Source organism: Clostridium vitabionis (genome assembly GCF_015351765.1).
Taxonomy (GTDB): domain Bacteria; phylum Bacillota; class Clostridia; order Lachnospirales; family Lachnospiraceae; genus Clostridium_R; species Clostridium_R vitabionis.
This window is the reverse complement of record NZ_JADKQA010000004.1, coordinates 273348-290508: the sequence shown is the minus strand read 5'-3', so window position 1 is coordinate 290508 and position 17161 is coordinate 273348. Positions and strand designations below refer to the sequence as shown.

At 57.4% G+C, this 17161-nt stretch carries 18 protein-coding genes, 1 tRNA gene and 1 other annotated feature; of the genes, 4 read left to right on the top strand and 15 right to left on the bottom strand.

Annotated elements, in window-relative coordinates:
- Positions 1–604 precede the first annotated feature (604 nt).
- Positions 605–677 (top strand) — tRNA-Ala (locus ISF27_RS09855).
- A 213-nt stretch (positions 678–890) separates the two neighbouring features.
- Here ISF27_RS09855 and ISF27_RS09850 read toward each other — a convergent pair.
- The 11 genes from ISF27_RS09850 to ISF27_RS09800 form a co-directional block, all read right to left on the bottom strand.
- Entirely contained in the window at positions 891–1457 is a 567-nt protein-coding gene (locus tag ISF27_RS09850; RefSeq protein WP_194611317.1) for a DUF3793 family protein, read from the bottom strand.
- Positions 1458–1495: 38 nt separating this feature from the next.
- Positions 1496–1915, bottom strand: coding sequence for a flavodoxin (locus ISF27_RS09845; RefSeq protein ID WP_194611332.1), 420 nt, complete (start codon positions 1913–1915; stop codon positions 1496–1498).
- 272 nt (positions 1916–2187) lie between these two features.
- Positions 2188–3261, bottom strand: coding sequence for an alanine/ornithine racemase family PLP-dependent enzyme (locus ISF27_RS09840; RefSeq protein ID WP_194611316.1), 1074 nt, complete (start codon positions 3259–3261; stop codon positions 2188–2190).
- A 5-nt stretch (positions 3262–3266) separates the two neighbouring features.
- A complete protein-coding gene (locus tag ISF27_RS09835) occupies positions 3267–3833 on the bottom strand; it encodes a GNAT family N-acetyltransferase (protein WP_194611315.1) in 567 nt (188 codons plus the stop codon).
- Positions 3834–3879: 46 nt separating this feature from the next.
- The gene (locus ISF27_RS09830; protein ID WP_194611314.1) at positions 3880–4836 is read right to left on the bottom strand and encodes an acyl-CoA dehydratase activase; all 957 of its coding nucleotides are present in this window, start codon (positions 4834–4836) and stop codon (positions 3880–3882) included.
- A 1-nt stretch (position 4837) separates the two neighbouring features.
- A complete protein-coding gene (locus tag ISF27_RS09825; RefSeq protein WP_194611313.1) occupies positions 4838–5938 on the bottom strand; it encodes a hypothetical protein in 1101 nt (366 codons plus the stop codon).
- The gene (locus tag ISF27_RS09820; protein WP_194611312.1) at positions 5935–6882 is read right to left on the bottom strand and encodes an acyl-CoA dehydratase activase-related protein; all 948 of its coding nucleotides are present in this window, start codon (positions 6880–6882) and stop codon (positions 5935–5937) included. Before ISF27_RS09820 ends, ISF27_RS09825 begins: the two co-directional genes overlap by 4 nt.
- A 314-nt stretch (positions 6883–7196) precedes the next feature.
- Positions 7197–7568: a 50S ribosomal protein L7/L12 gene (gene rplL / locus ISF27_RS09815; RefSeq protein ID WP_194611311.1), complete on the bottom strand. Its 372-nt coding sequence runs from the start codon at positions 7566–7568 to the stop codon at positions 7197–7199.
- A gap of 105 nt (positions 7569–7673) precedes the next feature.
- Positions 7674–8201: a 50S ribosomal protein L10 gene (rplJ, locus tag ISF27_RS09810; RefSeq protein ID WP_194611310.1), complete on the bottom strand. Its 528-nt coding sequence runs from the start codon at positions 8199–8201 to the stop codon at positions 7674–7676.
- A gap of 46 nt (positions 8202–8247) precedes the next feature.
- Positions 8248–8384, bottom strand: a sequence feature (ribosomal protein L10 leader region).
- A gap of 37 nt (positions 8385–8421) precedes the next feature.
- A complete protein-coding gene (locus tag ISF27_RS09805; protein WP_194611309.1) occupies positions 8422–8628 on the bottom strand; it encodes a hypothetical protein in 207 nt (68 codons plus the stop codon).
- A 130-nt stretch (positions 8629–8758) separates the two neighbouring features.
- The gene (locus ISF27_RS09800) at positions 8759–9247 is read right to left on the bottom strand and encodes a TetR/AcrR family transcriptional regulator (protein WP_194611308.1); all 489 of its coding nucleotides are present in this window, start codon (positions 9245–9247) and stop codon (positions 8759–8761) included.
- Positions 9248–9514: 267 nt separating this feature from the next.
- Here ISF27_RS09800 and ISF27_RS09795 point away from each other — a divergent pair, with 267 nt between their 5' ends.
- From ISF27_RS09795 to ISF27_RS09785, 3 genes are read left to right on the top strand one after another with little or no spacing between them, the layout of a single operon-like run.
- Positions 9515–10099 (top strand): DUF308 domain-containing protein, encoded by a 585-nt coding sequence (locus tag ISF27_RS09795; protein WP_194611307.1) that lies wholly within the window; start codon positions 9515–9517, stop codon positions 10097–10099.
- Positions 10077–11534 carry a radical SAM protein gene (locus tag ISF27_RS09790; RefSeq protein WP_194611306.1) on the top strand — a complete coding sequence of 486 codons (1458 nt, stop codon included), beginning with the start codon at positions 10077–10079 and terminating at the stop codon, positions 11532–11534. Before ISF27_RS09795 ends, ISF27_RS09790 begins: the two co-directional genes overlap by 23 nt.
- 20 nt (positions 11535–11554) lie before the next feature.
- A complete protein-coding gene (locus ISF27_RS09785; RefSeq protein WP_194611305.1) occupies positions 11555–12553 on the top strand; it encodes a lysylphosphatidylglycerol synthase transmembrane domain-containing protein in 999 nt (332 codons plus the stop codon).
- Between the two features lie 131 nt (positions 12554–12684).
- Here the strand turns inward: ISF27_RS09785 and ISF27_RS09780 are convergent, their stop codons facing one another.
- The 4 genes from ISF27_RS09780 to ISF27_RS09765 form a co-directional block, all read right to left on the bottom strand.
- Entirely contained in the window at positions 12685–14121 is a 1437-nt protein-coding gene (locus ISF27_RS09780; RefSeq protein WP_194611304.1) for a hypothetical protein, read from the bottom strand.
- A 127-nt stretch (positions 14122–14248) separates the two neighbouring features.
- Positions 14249–15364, bottom strand: a complete 1116-nt coding sequence (locus ISF27_RS09775) for a cation diffusion facilitator family transporter (RefSeq protein WP_194611303.1) — start codon at positions 15362–15364, stop codon at positions 14249–14251.
- Positions 15365–15466: 102 nt separating this feature from the next.
- A complete protein-coding gene (locus ISF27_RS09770; RefSeq protein WP_194611302.1) occupies positions 15467–16132 on the bottom strand; it encodes a CatA-like O-acetyltransferase in 666 nt (221 codons plus the stop codon).
- A 61-nt stretch (positions 16133–16193) separates the two neighbouring features.
- Complete coding sequence (locus ISF27_RS09765; RefSeq protein ID WP_194611301.1) at positions 16194–17006, bottom strand: alpha/beta hydrolase; 813 nt, start codon at positions 17004–17006, stop codon at positions 16194–16196.
- Positions 17007–17161: the final 155 nt, after the last annotated feature.

Below are 17161 nucleotides of genomic sequence, written 5' to 3'. Positions count from 1 at the left end.
GATGAGGGCCGCAGGCTCTACCTTATCGCCTGCTGTTCTTGGAATTTTCAGGGTTCTATATACTGTTCAGTTTTCAATGTCCGTTGCTGTTACATTTGAGCTGTAACTTTTATAGGTTACTACTTTCTTGCCCGCTTGTCAACAGCTTTTTGAAATTTTTAAGTGGCCCATAAGTGACCGGCCACTCGTTTGCCGCACTCGCTCACGACATGATGTATCTTAACACTACACCCATAGGAAGTCAAGCGGAATTTTCAACTTTTCTAAAACAATTTTCCGTCCGCAAGATCTAGTGAAAAAAGCAAGGAAATATCAGCATTTTGTGGGCACGCCGGCGAAATGTGTTTCGTGAAAATTCGGTCTTTCGCGTTGAAATGTATATTTTATATATAATATTCAATCAATTTTCCAAATATGGGAGTGCCAAGATTCCCCTGCCGCTCTAAATTTTCTTCCCCTTACTGCTTTCTGCTGATCTCAAGTCAGCCAACCTCATCGCGCCGCCTCCCGGATTCAGCCGCAAGTTTATTATTTCGATTTTTATTATTTTTTCTTCAGGAACCGGTTGACGAAACGCGATAAACATGGTTTAATTGCAGGGTACGGGGCGTTAGCGCAGTTGGGAGCGCGTCTGAATGGCATTCAGGAGGTCGTGGGTTCGAATCCCATACGCTCCATAAGTACATTGCCCAAAACCGGCCAGCGATTTTTCGCTGGCCGGTTTTGTCGTTTTCTGCGTATCTTTCCCGCCACTGCAGTAAAAGCATAAGCAAATTTGCTAAGTTCGGACTGCGCTTTCGCTTGTCCTCGTTAAGTGGCTGGTTATTGTTAAGTGCTCTGCATAACAAAACGAGCGGAGGAGGGATCGCATTTCCCTTCCGCCGCTCATTTTACCCCGCCACAGTCAGCTCCACCAGCGTCCTCCTCCCGCTTTGCCACAATTCCCGGTAGATTTCCCGGCACTTGCGGAAGCGGGCAAAGGCCGCACAGGTCTCTTTTTCATTTCCATAGACCTTCCAGAATCCCTGGACAAGGCAGTGTTTGCCCCTCTGCTCTATAAACCCGCGGACATCGCAAAGCGGATATCCGAGAAAAATGCCGATCTCGTGAGGAAATCCGCCGTCCGCGCAGGAAACGACCCGCTCCTTCAAATGAAGCAGGCAGGCCTCTGTCCCGGGCAATTCACCCGGGTAGCCAAACCCTGCCAGGAATTCGCGCACGTCGGGAGCGGACAGCGCCCTCCGGAGCTGTGACTCACGGTACAGAAGAACCAGCGCATTTTCCCGGCTTCGCCGCAGCACAAAAAACCGCAATCCTGAACGGATAAACTCCCGCTCGTGTCCCGCGAGCCAGCGGTCAAGGTCACCCGCACCCTCCGGGCGGCAGCTGAAAAGGCTTGCCGCTTTCAGCTTGGCCAAAGTCGGGGCGCAGAAATCCACTAAATATCGGTCACTCATCGCGTCAGCTCCTGTCGAAATCACTTTCGCAGCAGAAATCAGGCCAGCCTTGCACCGAGGGATCTGCATTCCTCGCAGCCGGCGTCATCCGGGGCATTGTTCGCAATGACCGTTCCCACAACCTGAGCGCCGGCGCTCTGCGCATCGCTCTTCCAATCCTCCATCCACTGGCCGCTCCCCCATCCATAGGAGCCAAACAGTCCGACGCTCTTGCCGCTGAGGGAGGATTTCACTTCATCCCACATCGGCTGAAATGTTCCCTCCTCAAGCACCTCATCCCCCATTGCCGGGCAGCCAAAAGCAAATGCATCATATTTTGCCACATCTGCAGCGGTAAACTGATCCGCAAAGATTTCATCCACCGCCGCGCCAGCACCCTCGGCACCTGCCCTGACCTGGTCAGCCATCGCCTGTGTATTGCCGGAACCTGTCCAGTAAACAACCGCCACCTTGCTCATGATCATGAACTCCTTTCCGTTGTCTCCCTGAAACCCACCGTCAGGAAACAGCAGCCCGAACAGCCGCCCGGTTCCCCACATTCAGGGAAGGAATACTGGGTGAAATTGGCTTCTGGATTATATTACTATAATTACAGAATTATGTCAATAACTATTGTTATACTTGTTGAATTTCTCTCGTTAAGTCTACCCCCGCCGCTCAGACAGGCGGCAGGGGTATTTCCCAGGAACAGCTTGCAAGGACTGAACCGGCACAGCCGGGGAGCCGCAGCTCACTCCCGCACCATCTTCTTGGCGATGTAGCCGGAAGTGCAGAGCGTCAGCATCGCCGCGTAGGAGAGGCGGAAGCTGATCCGGTCGCCAACCCGGTAGTGCTGCTCGGAATTGCCGATATTCAGGATCGTGTGGTCACTGCTCGCACCGAGGACCCGGATGCCGGGATCGACCGGCGTGATCTCCGCCGGCTGGACGTCCTGCTTCCCCACCGCCACGATCGCGCGGCGCATGATGCCCTCGTCCGCAAATTCCGGGATGTTGCCGAAGGCGTCCCTGCCGATCTCGCCAATCGGCCTGGACGGCTTGTCCTTAATCTCGACAATTTCCGCCCGGAGGGTGAAGGCATTCTGCTCGAGCCAGGGGATGACATCCCCCCTCGTCGTGTCCGTCCCGAGAAGAAGCCCCTCGCCGATCCGGAGCTGGTTGATCCCCTCCGGCATCGTGCCGTCATACACCAATTTCAGTGACGATGTTCCTCCCCCGGAGACCACCGGCAGGGCAAGCCCGGTCTCCTCGCGAACCGCCTGCGCAACCAGCCGGAGCACGGAAAGATTGTCCTGGGTCGGAAGGATGCCGCCGTAGCAGCCCATGTTGGTTCCGACGCCCACAACCCGGATGCCGGGCAGCTTTGCCGCCTTTTTGCAGGTATAGACAGCCTCCAGGGGAAGCATCCCCTCCCGGAGGTCGCCAAGCTCCACCATCATCACGACCTGGTGAACCTTGCCTGCCGCGCGCGCCGCCTCCGACAGGGCTTCCATGGCCGCGTACTCGGAGTTGAGGCTGACATCCGCATACCTGACCGTCTGCGCGGCCAGGCTGATCATCGGGATCCGCAGCAGGGTGATTTCATTGGAAAATCCCTGATCCCGGAGCGCTTTGATATTCATCAGCCGGGAATCGGCAAAACGGCGGATCCCGCCTTCCTCGATCGCCCGGACAATCTCCGGGATTGCCGCGAATCCCTTGGTGACCGCCAGGACATCGACGCCGCGGCGGCCGCATGCCTCCCGGATGCGGGAGGCATTTTCCGCGATTTTCCGGAGCCTGACCTCCAGATATGTGCCTTCCATAAGGATCACCCGCCCTGGCCGACGGATTTTTCCAGAATAAAGCGGTCGACGCCGCCGTACATCGTGCAGCGCCTGACCACCTGGAATCCGGTGGCCTGTGTGTTATAGAGGCTGTGCGGGTTATCCGGAGAGACTGTGCAGAGCGCGTAGGACGCGCCCCGTTCCCGGGCATCCCGATCCTTGAGCGGCATGAAATACTGCTGGAGGCCGAATCCGCGGAAATCCGGGTGGACAAATGTGGTATCGTAGGTGACGTAGTCGGCAAGTCCCTCATCGGCGACGCCGAGCTTCCGGGCAAGATTCCGGTCAGAAATCCGGTTCGCGATCGAGAGGGTGAACGCGGCAAGCTTCCCGTCTGCCCAGGCGCCGATGCAGCAGTCCAGTTCGAGAGACTCCGCCAACTCCTCCCGGGTATCCTCAACGAAGATTTCGCCGTAGCCGCCGAGACTCGTTTTGACCAGCGTCTGCAGGGTCAGAATCGCCTCGAGATCCTCCGGCCGGCAGCAGCGCAGGAGAAATTCCTGTATATCGCCGTTTGTTCTCTTTCTTGTGATCTTCTCGTTAAGTTCCATAGGCACCTCACTTTCCGGGGTGTAGGGAATTGTACAGTCCCCGGCGTCACTTCGCCGGATGGATCGCGCCCCGCTCGCAGCGGTTGCCCCAGCTGTCGATCTGCTTTCCGTCCCGGCTGACCACGATGATCTCACAGTGGTTCGGGCAGTGGCCGCAGACCACCTCGCGGGTGGTAAATTCCACATTTCTCATTGCAAAGTCAAAGACCCGGCGCACCGGATTCCTGCGCGCCAGGATCGCCACGCCGATCGCGCCCATCAGATGGCCGTTCTCATCGACAATCACCGGGCAGCCGAGTGCCTGCTCGAAGGCCTTGACCACGCCGATATTCCGGCTCACACCGCCCTGAAAGACCACCGGGGACTTGATGCGCTTGCCCTTGCCGACGTTGTTCAGATAGTTGTTCACCACCGCCTGGCAGAGGCCGGCGATGATGTCCTCCTTGGAATGCCCGACCTGGATCTTGTGAACCAGGTCAGATTCGGCAAATACCGTGCAGCGCGCCGCGATCGGCGTCGGGTGCTTGGATTTCACCGCGATGGCGCCCATGTCCTCCACCTCGATGCCGAGCCGCCGGGACTGGCTGGACAGAAATGCTCCGGTTCCCGCCGCGCACAGCGTATTCATCGCGTAATCGGAAGCCACGCCGTGATCAATCAGGATGATCTTGGAATCCTGCCCGCCGATCTCCAGGATGGTCCGGACATCCGGGTGGAACGTCGTTGTGCCGACCGCGTGTGCCGTGATCTCATTCTTGACGACGGTAGCGTCAACGATGGCGCCGGTCAGCTTCCGCGCGCTCCCGGTGGTGCCGGTCGCCACAATCCGGTATTTTTCCTTGTCAAACTGGCCCTCCATGATGCCCACCAGCTTTTTTACCGCCGTGATGGGATCGCCCTCGGTCCAGATGTAGCCGCTGCAGAGGATCCGGTTATCCTCCGTCATGATAACGCCCTTCGTGGAAATAGATCCCACATCAATTCCCATGGTTACGTCCTGCATTTTATACAACCTTCTTCCTCATGCGGATCATGTCATAGAATGCTTCCAGCCTGGTCAGAAGCCCGGCCGTTCCGGTCTCCGTGTCGTAGGTCAGGTAGAGCACCGGAATGTCGTACTGCTCCGAGATTTCCCGGAGTACCGGCATGATGTCGATCTCCGGCGTGCAGCCGGCGCTCTTCACGTGAATCAGGCCGTCGAAGCCCCGCTCCGCGTAATCTCTCGCGCACCAGATATTCGCGGTCGAGGTCGGCCCCATCTCATAACTGCAGAGGTCGCTGATCCGCACATGGAGATTCCTCTCCCCCGGATAATGGATATTCCGGTGGGTGACATTCATCCAGCGGTGTACCTCAACGCCCATGTCCGCCAGCATTTTTTCCAGGTCGCAGTTGGAAAATGCATCCATCACCGTGAAGTATTCCCCGATTATGCCGACCCGGAGCGGAAATTCGCCCTTTTCCACCGGAATCTCGGAAAATGCGGACTTGCACCGGGCGTATGCCGCGTCAATCGCCGCGAGATCCCCCGCATTCTTCATCTCCGCGAGCATCGTCTTGAACGCCTTCTCATAGGCGCCCTTCTGCGTCTCAAAGCCGACATTTTTGTAATACTCGTCCTCCATCTCGTCCAGATGCTCGGCCATCTTCAGGGTATTTAACGAGAGCTGGCCAAAGCGGACCGGCCGCACCCTGTCCCGGAATCCGCGGAATGCCTTCAGGTAGTCCAGCGGCCTGCCGGTGGTGTACTCCGCCATATTGATCATCTCAAAATGATATCCCAGGTCGCGGAGAATCTGCTCGGCGAGCTCCCCGTAATAGCCGAGGCGGCAGAGCCCCATCGGCAGAATCAGGGTATCCGCGCCGGCTTCCAGAGCCTCGATCGAGCTGCCGAGGACAGTCTTGAACGGTGTGCAGACCATGTCCGGGCTGTACTTCGCGCCGATCTCCATCGTCCGCCGGGTCAGCGGCGGCTGGCGGACATAATCCGCATGGAGGGCATGTTCCACAAAATAAGCGATCGGAATATTATAGTGGCCGAACATCGGAAACGCCACTTTCTTTTTTCTCCGCCTGGTGTCCGCGGTAAACTGTTCGTCAATCATAGCCTCATTCCCTTTTTCATCCGGATAATATCGATAAAGCTCTCCAGCCGGGTTTCCGCGCCAGCGACGCCGTTCTGGGCGTCAAGCGTCAGGGTCAGAATCGGGAGGCCGCAGTCCTCCATCTTCCGGGTAATCATCTCATTGACCATGGAATCCGACGCGCAGGGGTAGACGCTGAGCAGAAGCAGGCCGTCCGCCTCCTTCCAGTGGTTCAGCATGCCGCCCGTAATCTCCCGGTTCATCTCCCACTTCATCGTCGGGGAGAAATGGGTGCTCCGGGCAAGGGCTTTCTTCCGGTCGGTAAGGTCGGCGCGGATCACCGTGACCCCCATCTTCCGAAGCATTTCCAGGATGTACCCGCCGGAAAATGCGTCCTCCGCCACATAGCTGTGCGCGGCGGCGATGACCTTGATGCCGTCCTTTTTGTAGAGCGCCTCATTCTGTTTCACGCGGGCGTCATAGGCTGCTGCCGCTTTTTTCGACGCCGCCCGGTAAGCCCGCACAGCGTCCTTTTTTCCGTAACCGATGCTCTCTGCCATGGAAGAAAGCCCGTCCTCCTCCGACATCCCCCGTCCCGGACCGATGCTGCAGGTGAGGAATTTCTGCCCGCTGTTCCGGAAGACCGCCCTCGTGATATCCGGAAGCGCCTGAAATGTCATGCACATCGTCCGCCGGACGCCGAAACCGGTGTACGCCGGAACCATAATGTAATCGCAATGTCCGATGAGCGCCTTTACGTGTCCCATGTAAGTCTTGACGGAAAGGCACATTTCCGCTTCTGCCAGGGCGCTCCCCTCGTCCAGGGTTACCCGGTCGGTCGGCTTGCTGACCACGACCCGGGCGCCCAGCTGCCGCCAGAACTCTGTCCACAGGACGCCGTAACGATGATAGAGCAGGGCTCGCGGAATGCCGATCGTGGGACCGCTCACTTTCTTCTGTTCCATTGATGATGCCTCCCATAAACGGGAACTGCCCAGACCCCCGCATCCCGTCTATAAGAGGCCGTTTTGCGGATTTTCCCCTCCGGTATGCTCTGAACAGTTTCAATAAATTGAACTTTCGGGTATGTCCTATTTATATCACATCCCAAAGCAAATTGCGAATACCTGACTTCTCCCAGCGCGCATCCAAGCGCCGCAGGCGCTCGGGCCTTCACATCGAGCGAAACTTTGCTCTGCGTAAAGAAAGGGGGCTGTCCCGGCCCCGCGATGTTACCGCGGTTCCGGGGACAGCCCCCTCAATCTCTGCAGATGTCCGATTACTTCAGGGTAACCTTCGCACCCTGCTCCTCAACCTTAGCCTTGATCTGCTCAGCCTCGTCCTTGGAAACACCTTCCTTGATGTTCTTCGGAGCGCCGTCAACCAGATCCTTAGCCTCCTTCAGGCCGAGACCGGTGATCTCACGAACAACCTTGATGACCTTAACCTTGTTCGGGCCGATCTCTGTCAGCTCTACGTTGAACTCGGTCTTCTCTTCCTCAGCCGGAGCAGCACCGCCAGCGGCAACAACAACGCCTGCAGCTGCGGATACACCGAACTCCTCCTCGCAAGCCTTTACGAGGTCGTTCAGCTCAAGTACGGATAACTCTTTGATAGCGGCAATGAACTCTTCGGTAGTTAACTTAGCCATGATAATTTTCCTCCTTAAAATACTTCTTTCTTTCTCTCTGCGGCGTCAGCTGCATTCAGCAGGCCGCCGCACCTGTCCGAACGGATCGGAACCTGCGGAACTGGATTACGCCTCCGGTGCAGCCTCTGCTGCCGGAGCAGCTTCGCCCGCGCCTTCCTTGTCGGCGATCTGCTTGAGAACTCTTGCGAAGTTCGTGATCGGGGACTGGATGCTTCCAAGAAGTTTTCCAAGAAGAACCTCTCTGGACGGGATGGAAGCAATGGTCTGCATCGCCTTGGCGTCATAATACTGGCCTTCCACGATGCCGCCCTTGATTTCGAGCGCCTTGGCGTTCTTCGCGAAATCCGCGATGATTCTTGCCGGAGCGGTCGCGTCTTCCTTGGAGACAGCGATTGCGGTCGGGCCTTCCAGAATCGGGTCAAGGCCTGCAAATGCCGTATCCTTGGCAGCGAGACGGATCAGGGTGTTCTTGTAAACCTTGTAAGAAACACCGGCTTCACGCAGCTTCTTGCGAAGCTCTGTATCCTCAGCCACAGTGAGGCCGCGATAATCGACAGCAACTGCGGACTGCGCACCGTTGAATAATTCGGCAATTTCCTGAACAACCGGCTGCTTTAATTCAACTTTTGCCATGAATCTTTTCCTCCTGTTTTAGTTTTTAACCGCCCAAGAGACAACCTTCAGAAAAGAAAAAGCCTCTCTGCCATCAAGACAGAGAGGCGGAAATTCGTATTCTTCCACGTCTTCCTCGGCAGGTGTTCTCCCGAACTTATGCCTTGCGGCACCTGCTGTCTTCGGCAGCTAACTTAGATACTTTAGCATGCCCGGAATACCGTGTCAAGAGGTTTTTCCATTATTTTTTAACCGGTTTCGGCGGCTCCTCAACCTCATAGGTGTGCAGCGTATCGGTCTCCTTCAGCCAGTTGACATAGGCGTAAACCTCTGCCTTCTCGCGGAACGCGGCCTTGAGGTACTTTGTCTCCTCGGTCATCAGACCTGCCTTCACGCCGGCATCGCTGACCAGCCATACCTTATACTTTAATAAACTGATATCATCCATGATTACTCTCTCCTTTTCCGCGGCATCGCCGCTTGATTCTTGAAGAAATTATAACACACTCCCGGGGGAAAATACACCTGCCAAAGCGCAGATTTTCCGTCCGGTTAGCAACCGGCCATGAAGCGCATGGTCAGATTTTCCGTTCGGATGCAAGCAGGAGGTCGTTGACCCTGTGGATGCTTGCCACCAGGTCGTCCTCCATGTTCTTATCCAGCCAGCCGAGAAGGACGCCGACCGTCAGCGATGCGTAGAAGGCGGTCAGGAGGCCGCGGTCACTGTCCCCCAGCTCTTTTCCCACAAATGCCACGTCCACGTACTGGCCGGCCATATACCCTGCGGCCTTCTGCAGCGCATCGATAAACCGTTCCCTCTCCACCGAATGGTAGATGTGCAGGATGGATCTCTTCTTATCTGCCGCATACTCTACGATCGGCTCAATGCAGCGGAGCGGATTCTCAAAATCATAATGTTCACTGACCAGGCGGTCCAGATCCTTCTTGATGATCATCCCCATCAGGTAGGGAATGCTCTCATAATGATAATAGAAGGTATTGCGGTTGACACCGCAGCGCTCGATGATATTTTTCACCGTGATGCTGCTGAAAGGTTTTTCATTCAACAGCTCCCGAAAAGCCTGTTCGATTCTCTCTTCCGTTCCTGTCATTCCCTCAACCCCAGGCGCCGGCTCATCTCCCCTCAGACAGCCCGCGCGGCAAATCATTCAGGATATTTAAGTATCGATGTTAAAGATTGTAACACAGAAATTTGGGCATTTGAACCCTTGTTGTCCGAATTCAGACATTTCCCCCGGGAATGCCCGTTGAATCCGGCTTTTTTATGCAATATTTTATCCCTATAAGGAATATTGCAAAGGAAGTGGTGTCATGTGAATGCCAACCAAATCGCGAAGTACGGGTATATCGGCGTGTGCATCGCGCTGTATGTCGCCGCTGGTTTGGTTTACCTGCTGGATCCGAGTTTTCTGGATCCCAGATTTCAGACCTGCTGTGGAGCCATCATGCTCGCGTACGGCCTGGTCCGGATCATCGGATATTTCTCCAAGGATTTCTACTGTCTCGCTTTTCAGTACGACCTCGCCCTGGGCATCCTGCTGATGGCTCTCGGGGTCATCACAATCGTCCAGCGCCATCAGACCGAAAGCCTCTATCTCACCTTTGGCCTGCTCGTCCTGATTGACGGGCTTCTCCGGATCCAGCTGGCGCGGGATGGGAAAGCGTTCGGCCTGGAAACCTGGAAAATCATTCTGGTGCTGGCCATCGCGGCATCCTTCTTCGGCTGTCTGATGATCATTTCCCTCGGGTTTTCCGAGAACGTGCGGCATATCCTGTTTATCGCCGCGCTCGTCATCGACGGCATTATGAATCACTTTATCATGGTCACCGCTGTGAAGCCGATGCGCCCGCAGCATTGCATAGGGGGATTGGAACATGAACGCAAAGGAAGAACTTGAAAAGCTCGGCCTGGAAAAAATGGTCGACTATATCTACGCTGACCCGGAGAAGAACCTGCCGAAAATCATGGACTGGGCGGACCGCTTCTCCGGAGGAAAACTCGGCCCGGCGAGAGCTATGGTCCGCAAGGTCATCGAGGATAAGGACAGCCCATACCACACCTTCATCACAAAGCATATCCTCCAGGAGACGAACAAGGACGTCACCAAGACCATCGCCGTCAACTTCTTCATCAACGCCGGCCTCTCCGGCTGGCAGAAGCAGGAGGCCGCTCGGGCGAAATACGGCTGCAATATCCCGTGGGCGATCCTTCTGGACCCGACAAGCGCCTGCAATTACCACTGTACCGGCTGCTGGGCTGCCGAGTACGGCAACCGCCTGAACCTCTCCCTGGAGGAGATCGACAGCATCATCCGGCAGGGCAAGGAGCTGGGCGTGTATTTCTACATCTACACCGGCGGCGAGCCGCTCGTCCGCAAGGCCGACCTGATCCGCCTGTGCGAAATGCACCCGGACTGCATTTTCCTGTCCTTCACGAACGGCTCGCTGATCGATGAGAAGTTTGCGGACGATATGCTGCGCGTGAAGAACTTTATCCCGGCGATCTCCCTCGAGGGCTTCGAGAAGGCCACCGACGGCCGCCGCGGCACCGGCGCTTTTGAGCGCGTGCTGCACGCCATGAAGCTCCTCCGGGAGAGAGGGCTGGTTTACGGTATTTCCTCCTGCTACACGAAGGCAAATTTCGACTCCATCACCTCGGAGGAATACTTTGACATGCTGGTGGAGCAGGGCGTGTACTTCATCTGGTATTTCCACTATATGCCGGTGGGAAATGACGCCACCCCGGACCTTCTCCCGACGAAGGATCAGAGAATCGAGGCTTACCGCAGGATCCGCAAGTACCGCGCCGAGAAGCCACTGTTCGCGATCGACTTCCAGAACGATGGCGAGTACATCGGCGGCTGTGTCGCCGGAGGACGCCGCTACCTGCACATCAACGCGAACGGCGATGTCGACCCGTGCGTATTTATCCACTACTCCAACGCGAACATCCGCGAGATGTCGCTCCTGGACGCGCTCCGCTCCCCGATCTTCATGGCTTATCACGACAACCAGCCGTTCAACAAGAACATGCTGCGGCCTTGCCCGATGCTGGAAAATCCGGATATGCTCCGGAAGATGGTGAAGGAGACCGGCGCAAAGTCTACCGACCTGCAGTCGCCGGAATCCGCGGACCATCTGTGCGCAAAATGCGACGAGTACGCAAAGACCTGGGCGCCGGCAGCCAAGGAGCTGTGGGAGAATTCCAAAAACGGCAAAAAAGCCCTCAATGAGGAGAAGGCGAAGGAAGCTGCCGAAAAGGCCAACGCAGAGGAAGCTGCCGGGAAAACTGGCGGCGTGGATGAAACACAGGGCAGCAGGAAAACAGCATGAAAACAAAGAAGTGATGCATCTTGAGCAATAAGAGATTATCGCTGATCCTCAGGATCGGCGCCTATCTTCTGGTGATCGGGGCGCTTTTCCTGGTTTTCAGAAAAAACAGCGGGGCAATCGCAGACTCCCTCAGAGCGGTCTCCCCGCTGTTTCTTTTGATGATCCTTTCCCTGGAACTGGTTTATCAGTTTTTTGACGGCTGCGCGTACTACGCGCTGCTGAAGCCGGAGTGGCCGGATCTTACGCTGCCTGCATGCCTTCCTTTAAGCTGGCTTGAGATCTTCGGCAGGGTAGCCACGGCCTCCGCCGGGAGTTTTCCGCTGCAGCTGAGCTATCTCGCCCGTTACGGGGCGGACTGGGCAGTCGGTCTCGGCCTTTTAACCATCCATTACATTTTCCAGAAGGCCTCGATCCTGATCTACGCGGCGCTTGTCCTGTTCGCCTGTTTTCTTACGCGGAGCAGCCTCACCGGCGACACCGTAGAGGCTGCCGTCCTCTGGGCAGGCTTTCTCCTCACCGCGGTGATCATCGCCGGCCTGGTTCTCCTGCTCACAGGGAAATTGGGCTTCCGGCATCTTGTCGCCAGGCTCCTAGGCCTGATCCCGGCAAGGGGTGTCTGGAAGGAGCGGAAAAGCGCCTGGATTCTCCGGCTGAACGATCTCTACATGGCCTCCGACCGGGTATTCCGCCGACCCCTGGTGATCCTTGAAGCCATCCTCCTTCACCTGCTGAAGCTCTCCGCGATGTACGCGATCACCTGGTTCTGCCTGCGGGGCATCGGCATCGGGACGCTCTCCTTTTTCCGGAGTGTCGGGCTTACCGCGATCATGCAGCTCCTCACCGGCGTGCTTCCGAGCGTCTCCGGCCTGGGTTCCACCGAGGTGTCTTACCTGTATATCTTTTCCCCGATCCTGGGAGCCGGGACGGCGGCATCGGTGATGTTCCTCTTCCGGATCGCCACCTATTTCTTCCCGTTCCTCGCCAGCATCGGCGTATTCTTAAAGAACCGGCCGCAGTGACGCGAAAGCGCCGTTGCCGCCGGTTCTCTTTTTAGCAGAGCACTTAACAATAACCAGCCACTTAACGAGGACAAGCGTGAGCGCAGTTCGAACTTAGCAAATTTGCTTATGCAGAGCACTGATCTTCCTGGTTATTTCCCCAGGACGCCGTCAAGCCATGCCCCGCAGCTCTCCTCCGCGGCGCGGATCTCCTGGAGATCCTCCGCCACGGCATTTCCCCCGGTCTCCCAGAAGGAGAGGCCGCGGTCGTCCTTGGCCGGGAATTCATCCTCCCCGCTCTCATTGACGCCGCCGGTGCGGAGCGTGTAAGTATTCTCGTTTTCGTGCGCAACCGCGGTGTCCGCGGCGTAAGCCCCGATATCGCGCCCGAAGGCGGAGAAGCCGTCCGGCGTCGCGCTGACCCAGGCGGCAAATGCGCACGCTGTCCACGGAAGCGGCGCTCTGTCGCTGACAAACAGGTTCTTCGTGTACGTGAAGCCGCCGATCCCCTGGTAGCCGTCCCCATAGGCGGCGACGGAAATATTTTTCACCGACTTTGACGAGGATTCCTCCACTGCCCGGAGCGTATCATAGGCGATCAGGGCAGAAGCGCCGGCAGCGTCATTTCCCGCCAGGGTATCACAGATGGGGCCGTCGGCGTCCCGGACATCCGCCGAACCGAGAAGCCGGCGGATATAGGCGAGCGCATACCGCCCGTCCTCGCCGAGGCCGAGCTTCGAGGCCTCCGCCGCCGCGCTGTCGATCTCCGGCTGGAGAACCGCCTTCGTCCCGTCATCCAACGCGGCAAACGCCTCGCGGAGCTTCGCCGCATAGCTGTCCCTGGTGAGGAGAAGGAGGAAATTCCGGTTGACTGTCTCATGATCCGCATCAGCCATCATCAGATGCACAGAATCCGCCGCAAAATCCCAGCAGTTGGCGGATACGGCACCGCCGGCGCTGTTCAAAAGAAAAGGCTTGACCGAGGTCATGAGCGTGAGATACCCCCGGTAGCTCTCCGGCTCCGTGCCCAGATCCTCCGCCCAGGTTTTCGGGATGAAGGTGTCCAGCAGTGACGGGTCGGCGAGTTCCCGGTTCACCCGGTTCATATCCTGGAGAATGGCCACGGAATACTTCGCGCCCGCGCCATCCGCGAGATCGCCGCCCAGCGCGCTCACCGCCGACGGCACAGACATCGTGTACCACTCCGTCTCCGCGCTGTACGCCGGATCCAGCGTCTGCAGGTATTTCACAAAATTCCGCATCGCGAGGGCCGCCCGGCTGTCGGTGCCGATCCCCCGGAATGTGCTGCCGCCGGATTCCCGGATCGCCTTTTCTGCGATCTCCTGGAGTTCCATCCCCTGCGCCTCGGCGATGATCTTCCGCGTGTCCGATCCGGCAAGCTCCGCGCCGGCGGCATTTGCCTCACCCGCGCCGCTTCCGCACATCTCCGCCGGGCTCTCCGCCGCGCTGCTCTCGGTTTTTCCCACCGGCGCGCTGTTTCCGCACCCGGCCGCCGCAAGAACCCCCACAGCCAGAGCTCCTGCTGCCAGAATCCCCGCCAGGAGCGGGGAACGCATTCTCTTCCTCAAAACTTCCTCCCCGGGGCAGGCGCCCCGAATGTGCTCCGGGAACCTGCCGGAACCCGGAATGCCGATACCTTTACGCTGCGGCAAAGCCGGCGGCAGGGATCCCGGATATGGGCATTTTCCCAAGGGATCAGTCGGAGATATCGTAATCCACGTTGATCTGGATATGATACCCCGGACAGCGCTCCTCAACACGGCGCCGGATGTCCGCATAAATCTCCTTCTGCCTCTCCCGGGAGCCGGCTCCCAGACGGAGGACGATGTCGAACCGGAGCTCCTTCTCCTTCAGGTCAATGTAAAATCCGTGCATACTGGCAATCTCCGGATAGCTCTCCACGATATCCCGGATATCCCGGTGTATTTTCTGTCCCTCGGGATTGTCCGGATCCACCGCGTAGACGGAGATTCCGGTCAGGACAACCCGGTATTTGTCAAATACCTCCGCCTCAATCCGGTACTCCAGAGCCGCGAGCTGCGCGACGGTCATGTCGGTCGGGAGCTCGATGTGCACCGAACCGACCTGCAGGTTCGGCCCATAATTGTGAATGATCAGGTCGTACGTCCCGAGAACCTCCGGAAACGCGCTGATCGCCGATTTGATGCCGAGCGCCAGATCCTTATCCACCCGCTCGCCGAGAATTTTGCTGATCGTATCCCGGAGCATCTCCACGCCGGATTTCACGATCAGCAGGGAAATCGCCGCGCCGAGCCATGCTTCCAGGCTGATCTCGGAGCACAGGTAAATGAGCGCCGCGGCAAGGGTTGACGCGCTTATGACCGCATCGAACATGGCGTCCTTGCCGGAAGCGATCAGGGCGTCCGAATCGGTCTTCTTCCCCATCTTCTGCACATAGAGGCCGAGACCAATTTTGACCAGGACGGCAACGGCGATGATCACCAGAGAGACCGCGGCATAGTCCGCTGTCTCCGGATGGATGATCTTCTTGACAGACTCGATGAGCGAGGTGACGCCCGCGTAGAGGACGATGACGGAAATCACCGTCGCGCTCAGATCCTCCACCCGCCCATAGCCCAGCGGGTGTTTGCGGTCCGGCTGCTTCGCCGCCAGTTTTGTCCCCAGGATGGTGATCAGCGAGGACATCGCGTCGCTCAGGTTGTTGACGGCGTCCATCGTGATGGCGATGGAATTCGACAAAACGCCGATCGCCGCCTTAAAGGCGGCAAGAAAAAGATTCGCCCCGATGCCGATCAGGCTCGTGCGGATAATCTGACTGCTTCGTTCCATGATTTGATTTTTCCTTCTTTCTGCCTTTCCGCGAACTGGCTTTTGACCCCGCACCGGCATAGCGGCAAGCGAAATCTGCCTCGCGGGTGCCCGGCATAGCGGCTATCTCTCCCGGAAAGCCGCGAAATTTCCCTCAAGCCTCGAAAAGAATACTCCCACATGCCAGCCGTCCGCCGCCGCGTGGGAGATCGTGAGGTTCACCGGCATGCGTGTGGCACCCCCGGGCTCCTCCACATATTTCCCGCAGGTGATGATCGGGAAAAGTGCCGGTTCGTCGCTCCCGGCAACCCAGGTGGAATAGCCGTCGAAATCAATCCAGGGCGCGCAGCTTGCGCAGAAAAAGTTCGCCGGCTGGCCTGTTCTGGCCTTGATGCCGTGATTTTTCCCGTATACTTCTACCACCCGGACAAATTCCCGGTAGAAGGCGTCAAAATCCTCCGAGTATTCCATCCAGAGATCGCTGAACGTGTGATCATCCTCATGGAAGATCGTGAAGCTCGGGTGCACGTTCTCCCAGACGCCGGCACCTCCCTCCGGCGGGATCATCATTCGCATGGATGCCATGCTGTTCACGGTCCGCGAAACCGCATAGAGAAAGCAGCCGTAAAAGCGCCTGCCGCTTCTCCGGGAATATGCCAGCATTTCGGACACATCCATCCGCGAGGTCAGGGAATAGCCGCACCGGATCTGGTCCCGGTAATAGGCAAAATGTTCCCGCCTGGGCCATTTTGCCAGGTCAATGACTTGATACGCAGGAAAATCTCCCATACGCAAACCTCCTGCAATCGATAGGATGGCTTCATTATACCGCGTTTTCCGGCTCTTTTACTCAAAGAAATTGCTCAAAAAACCGCTCTGCGGCGGCAATTCTCTCCTCCGCGCCGTCGATGTGGCCGATGCCCGGGATGATCTCAAGATCGGCGGCGACACCCGCGGCTTTGAGGTTTGCGGCAAAGTTTTTCATCCGGTCGAGCCGGTTATTGCCGTACCGGTTCTCCCCGATAAATTTATTGTCGTTTTCTCCGACAAGGACATGTACCGGCACCTGCCGCACGGCGGGGAGATCGAACGGCTTGTCAAAGACCTCGCGGAAATTGCGGATCCCCCAGCCGTAGTCTTCCTCCTCGCTGATCAAGGTCGGCCTTCCCGGCGCACTGATCACCGCGGCACGGACCCTATCCGGATGAACAAACAGGAAGCGGTTGGCGAACATCCCGCCGCCGGAGTGCCCGAAAAGGAGGAATTTTCTTGTCTGAATGCCCGGATAGCGTTTCCCCATCTCCTCCAGCATGGCGGACAGCACAAGGTCATAGCGGATGCCTCCGCCGACCAGGTCCTTGTAAGCGTTGAAGTCGCCGCGGTCGAGGATTCCGCTGGGAAATACCGGCGCCATCAGTGCAAGATGGTGTTCCGCCGCCCAGCCGGACGCCGCACGCAGAAAATACTCCACGGAACAGCCTGTAGCGTGAATGAAAACAAGAAGCCCGAGCTCCTGGCGGTCTTTTTCCAGATATTCGTCCGGGATGTGCACCCGGTAACTGAAACGCGGGTCTGCGGCACATGCCCAGAGCATATGCAGGGCAGCATTTCCCCAGAGATTTTTCTTTGCTTCCTCGGGAAGCGCGGGATACTGATCAGCCATCGGCTCCTCCTGTCCTTCTGCAGATTTTTTACTGACCCCATTATAGCGGAGAAGCAGCCCGGATGGCAATCCCGGACGAATGGAAGCATCGCCATACAAATGAAAAAAATAGCGCTCATACCTCCACAGCGGATGATATGTGCGCTATGACAGCG